Below are 14278 nucleotides of genomic sequence, written 5' to 3'. Positions count from 1 at the left end.
TTATTTGGTGAGGATCAGCTTCCCGGCATGGGTCTGGCGCAACAGATAAAGCTGGCCGTCATGCTCGATGATCACGCGTCCCTCGTCCCCCAGCAGGCTTTTACTGTCGATCCGACGATCGGTGCGCGCTGGGGCAGGTGCTGTGTGTGTGTTTTCGGGCGTTGCCGCGTTGTTATCCGTACGTGACATAATGTTTATAAATAACAATCAATGTAACAATGATAATCATTATCAACAAAGTGAAAATTCACGGCAAGCGATTTTGTGAAAAAACTGTGATGGGATCAAAACAGAAGCGGATGTGGCCGTGCGCGAACGTAGACCCTCTCCCGCAGGAGAGGGTAAAAGGCAAGGACTAAAAACGTGAATCGACCGCTGCCGCCAGTTTCTCCAGCAGAAGTTCGCTGTCTTCCCAGCTCAGGCACGGGTCGGTGATCGACTGGCCGTAAACCATTGGCTGTCCGGCTACGATTTTTTGCGTGCCTTCCCGGATAAAACTTTCGGCCATAATGCCCGCGATGGCGGTTGAACCGCTGACGATCTGCTGGCAGATCTCATCACACACGTCCAGCTGGCGGCGATGCTGTTTCTGGCAATTGCCGTGGCTGAAATCCACCACCAGGTGTTCCGGCAGGTCGAACTCGGCCAGCGTTTCGCACGCCGCAGCAATATCTTGCGCGTGGTAATTAGGCTTTTTCCCGCCACGCATGATGATATGCCCGTATGGGTTGCCGCTGGTCTGATAAATGGTCATCTGACCGCGCTTATCCGGCGACAGGAACATATGGCTGGCACGCGATGCACGGATCGCGTCAACGGCAATTCGCGTGTTGCCATCGGTACCGTTTTTAAAACCAACCGGGCAGGAGAGGGCAGAGGCCATCTCACGGTGGATCTGGCTTTCCGTGGTGCGCGCACCGATAGCGCCCCAGCTGATGAGATCGGCGATAAACTGTCCGGTCACCATATCGAGAAACTCGGTGGCCGTCGGTACGCCCAGCTCATTGACCTGCAAAAGCAGTTTACGCGCCAGCTCAATGCCATAATTAACACGGTAGCTGCCGTTCAGGTCCGGGTCGGAAATCAGCCCTTTCCAGCCCACGACGGTGCGCGGTTTTTCAAAGTAGGTGCGCATGACAATTTCAAGGCGATGCTGGTACTTGTCCCGCAGTCCCTGAAGCCGTTTTGCGTAATCCATTGCGGCATCCAGATCGTGGATGGAGCAAGGGCCAATCACCACCAGAAGACGTTTGTCTTCACCATTAAGGATTTTTTCAATGCGACGGCGGGATGCCGTGACATGTTCCGCTACACCCGCGGAAACAGGATGCCGCTGTGCCAGTTCAGCCGGTGTGACCAGGCTGTCAATGCGCGCAGTGCGGAGTTCATCGGTTTTATTCATGAAATGTCTCAGAAAAATTTTTGCTTCATCGGCAGACTACCGGGAAGTGATGGGCATCACCTTAAACCAATCCCTGCTGAATTCAAGTTCGGCGCGTCTGCGCGTCGAGGATGTGGTGATGATACCCGATTCTGAGTTATTGTACTAGCATGTTAGTACATGCGGCGGTTGAGTCCCATGATATCGAGGATTTTGGTGGCGATCTCTTCTACCGAATAGTTAGTGCTGTTTAGCCACGGGATCTGGTTTTTGCGGTACAGCGCCTCCACCTCGGAAACCTCCATTCGACACTGGCGCATTGAGGCGTAGCGGCTGTTCTCACGGCGTTCTTCACGTATTGCCGCCAGCCGTTCCGGGTTGATGGTCAGGCCAAACAGCTTGTGCTGGAGCGGCTTAAGGGCGGCTGGCAGCACCAGATTGTCCATGTCGTCAGCAATAAAGGGGTAGTTGGCGGCACGGATACCGAACTGCATCGCCAGGTAAAGGCTGGTCGGGGTTTTCCCGCAACGCGAGACGCCAAGCAGTATCACCTGCGCCTGGTCGAGGTTACGCAGCGAAATACCGTCGTCGTGCGCCAGGGTGTAATCAATGGCGGCGATACGCGCATCGTATTTGGTGAGGTTGCCGGGGTTCAGCCCGTGCGTTCGGTGGGCGATAGGCGTCGGATCGAGTTTCAATTCGCTCTGCAGCGGGGCCACCAGCGCCTGGACGATATCCTGACAGAACCCTTCACTTTGCAAAATAATCGCGCGAATTTCAGGGATCACGATGGAGTAGAAGACCAGCGGGCGGACCCCCGTCTGCTGGAAGATGGCGTCAATCTGGTCCTTCACCGCCTTTGCACGGCTCTCATTTTCCACAAACGGCAGCGTGATGCTGTTAATCGAAACGGGGAACTGCGACATCACCGCATGTCCCAGCACTTCGGCGGTAATCGCCGTACCATCAGAAATATAAAAAACGTGGCGATCGACAGCATTATCCATTTTACCCACCCTGAATATCGTACGTAATTGTCTGAAAGCATAAATTAAAAAAGTAAATTACACAGCAAAGAACTTATCCTAATTATAAATGAAACGGTGTTTTTGATTTTCCTGAAAAGTGGATTTCATTTTTCAATTAGCGACTTTATTTTTAGGGTTTTTGGCTGAATATATAGGAATCATCGGGTTAGCGGATGGTGGGAAAGTATCCGAAAAGTTGAAAATTTAAATTGCTTACACGATTCACCGTTTTTTTAGCGGAAATAATTATGCCAGTATAAATACGTAGTCAGGTGTTTCTTACTCCGATCAAATATCACAAAAGGATTGTTTCGATGTCCAACAATGGCTCGTCACCGCTGGTGCTTTGGTATAACCAACTCGGCATGAATGATGTAGACAGAGTTGGGGGCAAAAATGCCTCCCTGGGTGAAATGATTACAAATCTGTCGGGTATGGGTGTCTCCGTACCGAACGGGTTTGCCACAACCGCCGATGCCTTTAACCTGTTTTTAGACCAGAGCGGTGTAAACCAGCGCATTTATGACCTGCTGGATAAAACGGATATTGATGATGTGACCGAGCTTGCGAAAGCCGGTGCCCAAATCCGCCAGTGGATTATCGACACACCTTTCCAGCCGGAACTGGAAAAAGCCATTCACGAAGCCTATAACCAGCTCTCAGCAGATGATGCCCAGGCGTCGTTTGCCGTGCGTTCTTCTGCCACCGCGGAAGATATGCCCGATGCGTCATTCGCCGGACAGCAGGAAACCTTCCTTAACGTCCAGGGTTATGACGCCGTGCTGGTGGCGGTGAAGCACGTCTTCGCGTCCCTGTTCAATGACCGCGCCATCTCTTACCGCGTGCACCAGGGCTATGACCATCGCGGCGTGGCGCTTTCTGCTGGCGTACAGCGCATGGTGCGCTCCGACGTGGGCTCTTCCGGCGTGATGTTCTCCATCGACACCGAATCCGGCTTCGACCAGGTGGTGTTCATCACCTCGGCGTGGGGTCTGGGTGAGATGGTAGTACAGGGCGCGGTGAACCCTGACGAATTCTACGTTCATAAGCCGACGCTGGCCGCAAACCGTCCGGCGGTCGTTCGCCGCACGATGGGCTCGAAAAAAATCCGCATGATCTATGCCCCGACGCAGGAGCATGGTAAGCAGGTTAAGATTGAAGACGTACCGCAGGAAATGCGTGACCGTTTCTCCCTGACCGATGCAGAAGTGCAGGAGCTGGCGAAACAGGCGGTACAGATCGAAAAACACTACGGCCGTCCGATGGATATCGAATGGGCCAAAGATGGCAACACCGGCAAGCTGTTTATCGTGCAGGCGCGTCCGGAAACTGTCCGCTCCCGCGGTCAGGTGATGGAGCGTTATACCCTGCACGCACAGGGCAAAATCGTGGCGGAAGGCCGCGCGATTGGCCATCGCATCGGTGCCGGTCCTGTCAAAGTGATCCATGACATCAGCGAGATGAACCGCATTCAGCCAGGCGATGTGCTGGTGACCGACATGACCGACCCGGACTGGGAACCGATCATGAAGAAAGCGGCGGCCATCGTCACCAATCGCGGTGGCCGTACCTGCCACGCGGCAATCATCGCCCGTGAGCTGGGGATCCCTGCCGTTGTCGGTTGCGGTGACGCGACCGAGCGCATGAAGGACGATCAGAAAGTGACCGTCTCCTGTGCGGAAGGCGATACCGGTTACGTGTATGCCGATATTCTCGACTTCAGCGTGAAGAGTTCAAGCGTCGATACCATGCCGGATCTGCCGCTGAAGATCATGATGAACGTTGGTAACCCGGACCGTGCGTTTGACTTTGCCTGCCTGCCGAACGAAGGCGTTGGCCTGGCGCGTCTGGAATTTATCATCAACCGTATGATTGGCGTTCACCCGCGCGCGCTGCTGGAATTCGACGACCAGGACGCGAAGCTGCAGAACGAAATCCGCGAGATGATGAAAGGTTACGACTCGCCAAAAGAGTTCTACGTCGGTCGTCTGACCGAGGGGATCGCCACGCTGGGCGCGGCGTTTTATCCGAAGCGCGTGATCGTGCGTCTGTCCGACTTTAAGTCAAACGAATACGCGAATCTGGTGGGGGGTGAGCGTTACGAGCCAGAAGAAGAGAACCCAATGCTCGGCTTCCGTGGCGCCGGACGTTATGTTTCTGACAGCTTCCGTGCCTGCTTCGCGCTGGAATGTGACGCCGTGAAGCGCGTGCGCAACGACATGGGACTGACCAACGTTGAGATCATGATCCCGTTCGTGCGTACCGTGGATCAGGCGAAAGCGGTGGTGGAGGAGCTGGCACGTCAGGGTCTGAAGCGCGGCGAAAACGGGCTGAAGATTATCATGATGTGTGAAATTCCGTCCAACGCCCTGCTGGCTGAGCAGTTCCTGGAGTACTTCGACGGCTTCTCTATCGGCTCGAACGACATGACGCAGCTGACGCTCGGTCTTGACCGTGACTCCGGCGTGGTCTCTGAACTGTTTGATGAGCGTAACGAGGCGGTGAAAGCGCTGCTGTCGATGTCCATCCGCGCGGCGAAGAAACAGGGTAAATATGTCGGGATTTGCGGTCAGGGTCCGTCTGACCATGAAGACTTTGCCGCATGGCTGATGGAAGAGGGGATTGACAGCCTGTCCCTGAACCCGGACACCGTGGTGCAAACCTGGCTGAGCCTGGCCGAACTCAACAAGTAACGCCATCAGCACCAGAAAAAGGCGAGGATATATTCCTCGCCTTTTTTATTTCATGCCTTATTTGCTCCCCATCACAAATAAAGTAAAAAACCAAATATCATAATTTGTCTGTTAATTTAGACAATTGTTAGCGCGCAAAGCGTTGCTAATACTTGAGCCTTACCGCGCATTTCCCTCGCTGATGCGCAACTGGTTGAAATACGTTTTAACCTGATAAAAAGGCAAATAACAATGACAATCTCCTCTGTATTGCGTACCAAAGATAAAATAGGTTATGGCTTAGGTGATATGGCCAGTGCGCTGGTCTGGCAAACGGCAACCTTATTTCTCGCCTATTTTTATACGGATGTTTTCGGTTTGCCAGCGGCCATCATGGGCACCATGTTTTTAGTGGTGCGCGTGGTGGATGCTTTTGTCGACCCCTGCATTGGCGCGCTGGTCGACCGCACTCAGACGCGGCACGGTCGCTTTCGTCCCTGGCTATTGTGGTTTGCCATCCCATTTGGCGTAAGCTGCCTTACCACCTTCTATGTACCGGACGTCGGGCCGACGGCGAAAATCGTCTATGCCTGCGTTACTTACGCCATCTTAAGCCTTATTTATTCCGCGATTAACGTCCCGTATTGCGCCATGCCCGGGGCGCTGACGCTGGATCCGCGTGAGCGTCACTCGCTGCAGTCCTGGCGCTTCGGCCTGTCGTTCATCGGCGGGTTGATTGTGACAGTGATCGCCTTACCGCTGGTCTCGCTGTTAGGCCAGGGCAACGTTCAGAAAGGCTATTTCTATGCCATGAGCATGATGGGCCTGCTGGGTATTATTCTCTTCTTCTGCTGTTTTCTGATGACCCGCGAGCGTTATTCCCCGCGCAATGACACCTCGGGTTCGATGATCGGCGATTTAAAACTGCTGGCCGGAAATAGCCAGTGGCGAATTGTTTTCCTGTTTAATATTTTGCTGTTAACCGCAGTGGTGACGCGTGGTTCTGCCACCATGTATTACGTGAAATATGTGCTTCTGCGCCCGGAGCTGGTATTTGCCTTTATTGTTTCCGGGATGGTGGCGTCCTTAACGGGGGCATTATTATCTGAACGTCTGTTGGGGAAATTTGACCGCGTCCGTGCCTATCAGTGGACCATTATTTCCTTCGTGATTTTCGGCGCGCTGATTTTCTTTCTGCCGCCTTCGCAGATCTGGCTGATTTTTGGCCTCAACATTATCTTTAGCTTTTTTCAGAACCTGACCACGCCGCTGCAGTGGACCATGTTCTCTGATGTGGTCGATTATGAGGAGCATCGCAGCGGCCGTCGTCTGGATGGTCTGGTCTTTTCTACCGCGCTGTTTGCCATCAAATTTGGTCTGGCGCTGGGCGGGGCGGTGGTCGGTTGGGTTCTCGGGATGGTGGATTATGCGCCCGGTCAGGCAACCCAGGCACCGCACGTGCTCTCTACCATTAATGCGCTCTTCACCCTCATCCCCTGCGTGCTGTTCCTCTGTATGGTCGCGCTGCTGACCATTTACAAACTCAACAGCAAGCTCGTCAATTCCATCGCCCGCGAGCTGGCCAGCAAACGCGAGGTGCGAGACGAGACAGGACAACTCACCCCGGCCACCCATTCCGCAATACAGGAGTAACACATGACTGCGATTTATAAGGACGCGGGACGTCCCGTGCATGAACGCGTCGCCGACCTACTGGCACGCATGACCCCGGAAGAGAAGTTCGCCCAGATGCATGCCTACTGGTTGATCCTCGATGAAAACGGTAACCACCGCGAACGCAGCGATCTGAGCGATGAATTCGCGGGTGTGAGCGAACAGGCTGCGCTTAGCGAACGGCTGAAACTGGGGGTGGGACAGATTACGCGTCCACTGGGCACCCATATCGTTGATGCGAAAACAGGCGTGCGTGCCGCTAACCGCCTGCAGCGCATGATGATGGAAGAGACGCGCCTCGGTATTCCGGCGCTGTTCCATGAAGAGTGCCTGGTGGGGCTGTTGTGCAAAGATGCCACGCTGTTCCCGTCGTCGCTGAACTACGGTTCGACCTGGGATCCGCAGCTGGTGCAGCGTGCGGCAGAACAGATTGGCAAAGAAGCACGCTCTGTTGGCTGCCAGCAGGGGCTGGCCCCGGTGCTGGATGTTTCTCGCGACGTTCGCTGGGGACGCACCGAAGAGACCTTCGGAGAAGACCCGTGGCTGGTGGGGGTGATGGCTACGGCATACGTGAAGGGTTTGCAGGGCGATAAGCGCGATCTTCTGGCAACGCTCAAACATTATGTGGGCCACTCCTTCAGCGAAGGGGCACGCAACCACGCGCCGGTGCATCTGGGCTTTAGCGAACTGAACGACACCTTCCTGCTGCCGTTTGAGATGGCAGTGAAGCTGGCCAATGCCGGTTCGGTGATGCCTGCCTATCACGATATCGATAACCAGCCCGGACACAGCGACCACTTCCTGATGACAACCGTGCTGCGTGAACAGTGGGGGTTCGATGGGATCATCGTTGCGGACTACGGCGGCGTGAGCCTGCTGCACCAGCATCATGGCATCTCGCACGATGCCGCCGAATCTGCAGCGCTGGCCTTCAATGCCGGGCTGGATGTCGAACTACCAAAAGATGACTGCGCGCGTCATCTGGCACAAGCCGTTGAGCGCGGACTGATTTCCATGGCGAAAGTCGATGAAATAGTGGCACGCGTCCTGACCGAAAAATTCCGTCTTGGCTTGTTTGAAAAACCGTATGCCGATGAAGAGGGCATCGATTTGCAAAATGAGGCAACGCGTCAGGTTGCAAGGGAAGTGGCGACCCGTTCGCTGACGCTGCTTGAGAATAACGGCATTTTGCCCCTCGGCGGCAACCCTCGCGTGGCGGTCGTCGGGCCAACGGCAGACGATCCGCTGGCGCTCCTCAGCGGTTACAGTTTTCCGGTGCACTTAATTATTAGCGACATGGTGGAAGAGACCTCGCAGGTCACGACACCGCGCGCGGCGCTTGAGCAGTATCTGGGGGCCTCGCGGGTACGTTATGCCAAAGGCTGTCACATTATCGAAAAACGGATGGCGGGTGCGCCGGTGTTTCCGGGTGACAGCGGCGGTAAACCCATGCAGCAATCTCCGGTCTCGCAGCGTACCGACCTGATCCCTGAAGCCGTAAAAGCCGCACAGGAGAGTGACGTGGTGGTGGCCTGCGTTGGCGATCTCGCCGGGCTGTTCCAGAGCGGAACCGTCGGGGAGGGCTCTGATACCGACTCTCTGAATCTGCCGGGCGTACAGCAACAATTGCTGGCTGCGCTGGTGGCCACCGGCAAGCCGGTTATCGTGGTCATGACCGGCGGGAGGCCTTACAACCTTCAGGGGCTGGAAGATAACGTCGCCGCGCTGATGATGGCCTGGGCACCAGGGCAGGAGGGCGGCTGGGCGATTGCGGATGTATTAACGGGCCGCGCTGAACCGCAGGGACGTCTGGTGGTCAGCGTGCCGAAAAGCGCGGGAGCAATGCCCTATTACTACAACCACAAGCTCAAAAGTGGCGGCACACCGTTCGCTTTCCATTTTGGCTCCCGCTATCCCTTTGGCTTCGGTCTCGGCTGGACGCAGTTTAGCTGGGGAACGGCGCGCGTGGCTGAACCCCGCGTTCCGATCGACGGCGAGGTGGTCGTAAGCCTGGATATCACCAATAGCGGTGAGCGCAGCGGCAGCGAGGTGGTACAGGTCTATGTCCGGGATAACGTCGCCACGCAGGTGCGGCCCCTGCAGGAGTTGAAGGCGTTCCAGCGCGTCACGCTCTCACCGGGTGAAACCGCCACGGTCACCTTTACGTTGCCCGTTGAGATGTTCAACTTTACCCGTCGTGACGGCAAACGGATCGTCGAACCGGGTGAATTTGAGCTGCAGATTGGTGCATCGTCGGCGGATATTCGCGAGGTGGTGACGGTCAATGTGACCGGGGAAACCCGTGTATTGTCAACGGAATGGCGGATGCTCAGCACCTGTGACGTCAGCCGCGCGTAATCAGGATAAAAAAAAGCCCATCGTGGGAGATGGGCAAAGACTACACACAGCAATTCGTTGTTTCACTCAGGGGATTTCCATGCTTATAAATCAAGGTGTTGATTTATAACCGTGTCCTAATAGTAGGCATGTCAGCTTTTAGCGTCGATCAGATTCGTCTCAATAGTTAAAGAGACGTAAAGATTTCTTGAGGTTAATAGGGGACTTAGAGCCGTAATAGCGGGTATGACCAGTGCGCAACGAATAAATACTTTAGCAATGTTTAAGTATTAAAGGGGAATATGTAGGCCGGGTACGCGACTGCGTTACCCGGCCTGTCCATTACTGCTTGTTCTTATCTTCCAGCTCTTCCAGTTCGCTCAAAATCACGTCCGGGTCCGTTCCCGGAGGCGGGATTTCGTGCACCCAGGCGGAGAACAGACGCCAGGTCACGGCCAGAAGCACCGGACCAATAAACAGACCAATCATCCCAAAAGCAATCAATCCACCAATGACGCCTGAGAGAATAAGGATCAGCGGCAGGTCTGCGCCCATGCGAATAAGGATGGGACGAATAACGTTATCCATGGTGCCAACCACGCAGCTCCAGACCAGCAGAACGGTGCCCCACGTGGTATCGCCGGTCCAGTACAGCCAGATAATGCTGGGTACCAGCACCAGCAACGGACCCAGTTGCGCAAGGCAGGTCATCAGCATGACCACGGTGAAGACGGTGGCGTACGGCACGCCAGAAATCGCAAGACCAATACCGCCCAGCACCGCCTGAACGAGCGCCGTTACCACGACGCCAAGCGCAACCGCGCGCACGGCCTGCGCCGCCAGCAGAACCGCGGCATCACCCCGTTTGCCCGCCAGGCGAGTGGCAAAATGACGCACGCCTAAAGCCACCTGCTCACCGCGCCAGTACAGCAGGGCGCTAAAGACCAGCATCAGCGTACAGTGCATCATAAAGCGGCCAATGTGCGCTGCCTGACCCACAAACCAGGTGGTAGTGGTGCCAATATACGGGCGCACTTTCGCCATCAGCGCGCTGCCACCCATCTCCAGCAGGCCATGCCAGCCGCTGTAAAGTTTTGCGCCAACAACCGGAATGCTGTTAAGCCAGGCGAGATCCGGCGGCGTCAGATCGCCACTGGTCACGGCGCGAATCACCGGGCCGCTGGAGTCGACAAGGCTGTTGACCAGCAGCGCAACGGGAATAATGAACAGCAGGAACAACAGCAACGTCATCACCAGGACCGCCAGCCCACGACGTCCGAAGAGTAGTTTCTGCAACCGTAACAGTAAAGGCCAGGTGGCAACCACAACGGTTGCAGCCCAGGCGAAGCCGAGAATGAAGGGTTGAACGATCCACAAACACGCAATAATCATGAGGGCCAGGAACAGCACCGACAGCAAAATTTGCGCAACATCCCTGGGCTGGCGAAGATTGACCATAAATGAAACTTTCCTTAATTGAACACCAGCGTGGCTGGCGGGAACGGAAAACCGCGATTCTCTAATCATTAATGATTTCAGCGATTTTTGACAGGCGAATTCTGCCTGTAATTCTGCAGAGCGTATAAGAAAAAAATGTGATAAAACTTTTACGATACACGCAAACGATTTCACACCTCTAATTAGGGTCGACAGTAATGATCCCACAGATTTCTCAGGCACCTGGCGTCGTTCAGCTGGTGCTTAATTTTTTGCAGGCACTGGAGCAACAGGGTTTTACAGGTGATACCGCCACACATTATGCCGACAGGCTGACAATGGCGACCGACAACAGTATCTACCAGCTTCTTCCCGATGCAGTCGTGTTTCCCCGTTCAACGGCCGATGTGGCGCTTATTGCGCGGCTCGCAACGCAGGAGCGATTTACCTCGTTGGTGTTCACGCCACGCGGCGGCGGCACCGGCACCAATGGTCAGGCGCTGAACCAGGGCATCATCATTGATATGTCGCGCTATATGAACCGCATCATTGAGATCAATCCCGAAGAAGGATGGGTGCGTGTCGAAGCGGGCGTCATCAAAGATCAGCTTAACCAGTACCTCAAGCCTTATGGTTACTTCTTTGCCCCCGAGCTCTCTACCAGCAACCGTGCGACAATCGGTGGGATGATTAACACCGATGCCTCCGGGCAGGGGTCGCTGGTCTACGGTAAAACCTCCGATCACGTTCTTGGCGTGCGCGCGGTGCTGCTGGGCGGCGATATCCTGGATACCCAGCCGATGCCGGTCGAACTGGCGGAAACGCTGGGTAAAGACAACACGGCCAACGGGCGGATTTACCGCACCGTGCTTGAGCGCTGTCGCGATAACCGCCAGCTGATCCTCGACAAATTCCCTAAACTGAACCGCTTCTTAACCGGCTACGATCTGCGTCATGTCTTTAACGATGACCTGACGCAGTTTGATTTAACCCGCGTGCTGACCGGCTCCGAAGGGACGCTGGCATTTATTACCGAGGCGCGGCTGGATATTACGCCGCTGCCGAAAGTGCGTCGGCTGGTGAACGTCAAATACAATTCCTTCGATTCTGCCCTGCGCAATGCGCCCTTTATGGTTGACGCGCGGGCGCTGTCGGTGGAAACCGTCGACTCTAAAGTGCTTAATCTGGCTCGGGAAGACATCGTCTGGCACTCGGTGAGTGAGCTTATCACCGATGTACCTGATAAAGAGATGTTGGGTCTCAACATCGTTGAATTTGCCGGCGATGACGAAGCGCTGATTGAAAGCCAGGTCACCACGCTCTGTCAGCGGCTGGACGAACTGATTGCAGCAGGCGAAGGTGGGGTCATTGGCTGGCAACTTTGCAGCGAACTCTCCGGCATTGAGCGTATTTACGCGATGCGTAAAAAAGCGGTGGGGCTGCTGGGCAACGCGAAGGGGGCTGCCAAACCGATTCCCTTTGCTGAAGACACCTGCGTCCCGCCTGAGCATCTGGCGGATTACATCGTTGAGTTCCGCGCCCTGCTGGACAGCCACGGTCTGAGCTACGGCATGTTCGGCCACGTGGATGCCGGGGTGCTGCACGTGCGTCCGGCGCTGGACATGTGCGATCCGCAGCAGGAGATCCTGATGAAACAGATCTCCGACGATGTGGTGGCGTTGACCGCGAAATATGGCGGCCTGCTCTGGGGAGAACACGGGAAAGGGTTCCGCGCGGAGTACAGCCCGGCGTTCTTCGGTGAAACGCTCTACGCTGAACTGCGTAAGGTCAAAGCGGCATTCGATCCGGATAACCGTCTCAACCCGGGTAAAATTTGCCCGCCAGAGGGCGTCGATGCCCCAATGCTGCAGGTGGACGCCGTCAAGCGCGGCACCTATGACAGACAAATCCCGATTGCGGTGCGCGCCTCCTGGCGCGGTGCAATGGAGTGTAACGGTAACGGTCTGTGTTTCAACTTCGACGTGAAAAGCCCAATGTGTCCGTCGATGAAAATTACCAGTAACCGCATTCACTCGCCCAAAGGCCGCGCGACGCTGGTCCGCGAATGGCTGCGTCTGCTGGCCGACCGCGGGGTTGATCCGCTGAAGCTGGAACAGGAATTACCGGAAAAACGCGCCAGTCTGCGCTCGCTGATTGAACGTACCCGCAACAGCTGGCATGCGAACAAAGGCGAGTATGATTTCTCCCACGAGGTGAAGGAGGCCATGTCCGGCTGCCTGGCCTGTAAAGCCTGCTCAACCCAGTGTCCGATCAAGATTGATGTGCCGGAGTTTCGCTCACGGTTCCTGCAGCTTTACCATACCCGCTATCTGCGTCCAATGCGTGACCATCTGGTGGCGACGGTGGAGAGCTATGCCCCGCTGATGGCGCGTGCGCCGAAGACCTTTAACTTCTTCATCAATCAGCCGCTGGTGCGAAAGCTTTCCGAAAAACATATCGGGATGGTGGACCTGCCGCTGCTGTCGGTCCCTTCGCTACAGCGTCAGCTCGTGGGGCACCGCTCGGCGAACATGACGCTGGAGCAGCTTGAGGCGCTGACCCCTGAGCAGAAAGCCAATGTGGTGCTGGTGGTGCAGGATCCGTTTACCAGCTACTACGATGCCCAGGTGGTAGCCGATTTTATCCGTCTGGTAGAAAAACTGGGCTATCAGCCGGTGGTACTGCCGTTCTCACCAAACGGCAAAGCGCAGCACATTAAAGGTTTCCTTACCCGTTTTGCGAAAACGGCGCGGAAAACCGCTGACTTCCTCAACCGGGTGGCGCAGCTAGGGATGCCGATGGTCGGTGTCGATCCGGCGCTGGTGCTCTGCTACCGCGATGAGTATAAGCAGACGCTGGGGGAGCAACGCGGTGATTTCCACGTCATGCTGGTGCACGAGTGGCTGCCGGCGGCGCTGCAACAGGCGACCGTGAAGGATGTGAGCGGTGAATCGTGGTATTTGTTCGGTCACTGCACGGAAGTGACGGCACTGCCGGGCGCCCCGGCGCAGTGGGCGTCTATCTTTGCCCGCTTCGGGGCGAAGCTTGAGAGCGTCAACGTGGGCTGCTGTGGCATGGCAGGTACCTACGGGCACGAAGTGAAAAACCACGCGAACTCGCTCGGTATCTATGAGTTGTCGTGGCATCAGGCGATGCAGCGTTTGCCGAGGAACCGCTGTCTGGCCACGGGCTACTCCTGCCGAAGCCAGGTGAAACGGGTTGAAGGGAACGGGGTGCGTCACCCATTACAGGCCTTACTGGAGATAATTGGATGATCTGGAAACGAGCCGTGACGCTGCAGGCGCTGAATGCCATGGGCGAGGGGAATATGGTAGGGCTGCTGGACATTCAGTTCACGCGTATTGGCGAGGATGAACTGGAGGCCACGATGCCTGTCGATCATCGCACGCATCAGCCGTTTGGTTTATTGCACGGCGGCGCATCCGTCGTGCTGGCCGAAACCCTGGGGTCCGTGGCGGGTTATCTTTGCACCGAAGGGGAGCAAAAGGTCGTCGGGCTGGAGGTGAACGCGAACCATATTCGCTCGGTGCGAAGTGGACGGGTGCGCGGCGTTTGTCGCGCGCTACACGCCGGTAGCCGCCATCAGGTGTGGCAGATTGACATTCTTGACGAGCAGGATCGGCTCTGCTGCTCGTCGCGACTGACGACGGCGGTCGTGTAAAGTTTTCAGATGTTTTGCCTTTGGTCAAAAACTAGCCAGCCTCTTGTGATATACTGGTCAGGTTTTG

The 14278-nt window shown here is 55.8% G+C and carries 9 protein-coding genes and 1 other RNA gene; 5 read left to right on the top strand and 5 right to left on the bottom strand.

The genetic code is table 11. From position 1 onward, the window contains the following. The 3 genes from hemP to ppsR all read right to left on the bottom strand — a co-directional run bounded on the left by hemP (position 1) and on the right by ppsR (position 2388). Positions 1 to 189 carry a hemin uptake protein HemP gene (gene hemP / locus QLG09_RS20480; protein ID WP_020884389.1) on the bottom strand — a complete coding sequence of 63 codons (189 nt, stop codon included), beginning with the start codon at positions 187 to 189 and terminating at the stop codon, positions 1 to 3. Positions 190 to 355: 166 nt separating this feature from the next. Next, positions 356 to 1402, bottom strand: coding sequence for a 3-deoxy-7-phosphoheptulonate synthase AroH (gene aroH, locus QLG09_RS20475; RefSeq protein ID WP_025204385.1), 1047 nt, complete (start codon positions 1400 to 1402; stop codon positions 356 to 358). 152 nt (positions 1403 to 1554) lie between these two features. Continuing rightward, the gene (gene ppsR, locus QLG09_RS20470) at positions 1555 to 2388 is read right to left on the bottom strand and encodes a posphoenolpyruvate synthetase regulatory kinase/phosphorylase PpsR (RefSeq protein WP_020884387.1); all 834 of its coding nucleotides are present in this window, start codon (positions 2386 to 2388) and stop codon (positions 1555 to 1557) included. Between the two features lie 335 nt (positions 2389 to 2723). Here ppsR and ppsA point away from each other — a divergent pair, with 335 nt between their 5' ends. From ppsA to QLG09_RS20455, 3 genes are all read left to right on the top strand, one after another. Next, on the top strand, positions 2724 to 5102 hold the full coding sequence (gene ppsA / locus QLG09_RS20465) for a phosphoenolpyruvate synthase (protein ID WP_020884386.1): 2379 nt from the start codon (positions 2724 to 2726) through the stop codon (positions 5100 to 5102). Positions 5103 to 5333: 231 nt separating this feature from the next. Then, entirely contained in the window at positions 5334 to 6734 is a 1401-nt protein-coding gene (locus QLG09_RS20460; protein WP_282489338.1) for an MFS transporter, read from the top strand. A gap of 3 nt (positions 6735 to 6737) precedes the next feature. Then, a complete protein-coding gene (locus QLG09_RS20455) occupies positions 6738 to 9113 on the top strand; it encodes a glycoside hydrolase family 3 N-terminal domain-containing protein (protein WP_049022956.1) in 2376 nt (791 codons plus the stop codon). A gap of 5 nt (positions 9114 to 9118) precedes the next feature. Here QLG09_RS20455 and rprA read toward each other — a convergent pair. Both rprA and ydiK read right to left on the bottom strand, forming a co-directional pair. Beyond that, an RNA gene (gene rprA, locus QLG09_RS20450) (antisense sRNA RprA) lies at positions 9119 to 9226 on the bottom strand. Between the two features lie 208 nt (positions 9227 to 9434). After that, the gene (gene ydiK, locus QLG09_RS20445; protein ID WP_020884383.1) at positions 9435 to 10550 is read right to left on the bottom strand and encodes an AI-2E family transporter YdiK; all 1116 of its coding nucleotides are present in this window, start codon (positions 10548 to 10550) and stop codon (positions 9435 to 9437) included. A 197-nt stretch (positions 10551 to 10747) separates the two neighbouring features. Between ydiK and QLG09_RS20440 the strand changes: the two genes are divergently transcribed. Both QLG09_RS20440 and menI read left to right on the top strand, forming a co-directional pair. Continuing rightward, positions 10748 to 13804, top strand: a complete 3057-nt coding sequence (locus QLG09_RS20440; RefSeq protein ID WP_014169719.1) for an FAD-binding and (Fe-S)-binding domain-containing protein — start codon at positions 10748 to 10750, stop codon at positions 13802 to 13804. Continuing rightward, positions 13801 to 14211 (top strand): 1,4-dihydroxy-2-naphthoyl-CoA hydrolase, encoded by a 411-nt coding sequence (gene menI, locus QLG09_RS20435; RefSeq protein WP_020884381.1) that lies wholly within the window; start codon positions 13801 to 13803, stop codon positions 14209 to 14211. Before QLG09_RS20440 ends, menI begins: the two co-directional genes overlap by 4 nt. The last annotated feature ends 67 nt before the right edge of the window (positions 14212 to 14278 follow it).

The sequence above is a fragment of the Enterobacter sp. V89_11 genome, assembly GCF_029967775.1.
Taxonomy (GTDB): Bacteria; Pseudomonadota; Gammaproteobacteria; order Enterobacterales; family Enterobacteriaceae; genus Enterobacter; species Enterobacter ludwigii.
The sequence above is the reverse complement of the archived record's forward strand: the minus strand, read 5'-3'. Positions and strand labels throughout refer to the sequence as shown.